The sequence below is a fragment of the Streptomyces sp. MS06 genome (genome assembly GCF_047200655.1).
Lineage (GTDB): Bacteria > Actinomycetota > Actinomycetes > Streptomycetales > Streptomycetaceae > Streptomyces.
In genome coordinates, this window is record NZ_JBJZOJ010000168.1 from 1 (window position 1) to 455 (window position 455).

Annotated in this window: 1 protein-coding gene; it reads left to right on the forward strand. The window is 69.0% G+C overall.

What is annotated here, in order from left to right:
* Positions 1 to 297: alpha-glucosidase C-terminal domain-containing protein (locus ACL02U_RS32975; RefSeq protein ID WP_412794687.1), on the forward strand; the 297-nt coding region annotated here is incomplete at its 5' end.
* Between the last annotated feature and the right edge of the window lie 158 nt (positions 298 to 455).

A 455-nucleotide genomic window follows, 5' to 3' on the forward strand; every position in this document is an offset into this window, starting at 1 on the left:
CGGCACCCCGCGCTGCAGCGGCTGCGGAACCTCCGCTTCCACGAGACCGACAACGACGCGGTGATCGCCTACAGCAAGCGGGAGGGCTCCGACACGGTGGTCGTGGTCGCCAACCTCGACCCCCACCACACCCAGGAGGCCACGGTCTCGTTGGACATGCCACGGCTCGGCCTGGACTGGCACGAGTCCCTCGACGTGCACGACGAACTGGCAGGGGCGACCTACCGCTGGAGCCGGACCAACTACGTGCGCCTGGAGCCCGGCGGGGCCCCGGCCCACGTGTTCCACGTCCGGTGAGCGTCACCACACAACGGAGGTCCCACACCGCCATGACTGTCAACGAGCCCGTCCCGGACACCTTCGAGGACACCCCGGCCAAGGACCGGGACCCGGAGTGGTTCAAACGCGCCGTCTTCTACGAGGTCCTGGTCCGCTCCTTCCAGGACAGCAACGGC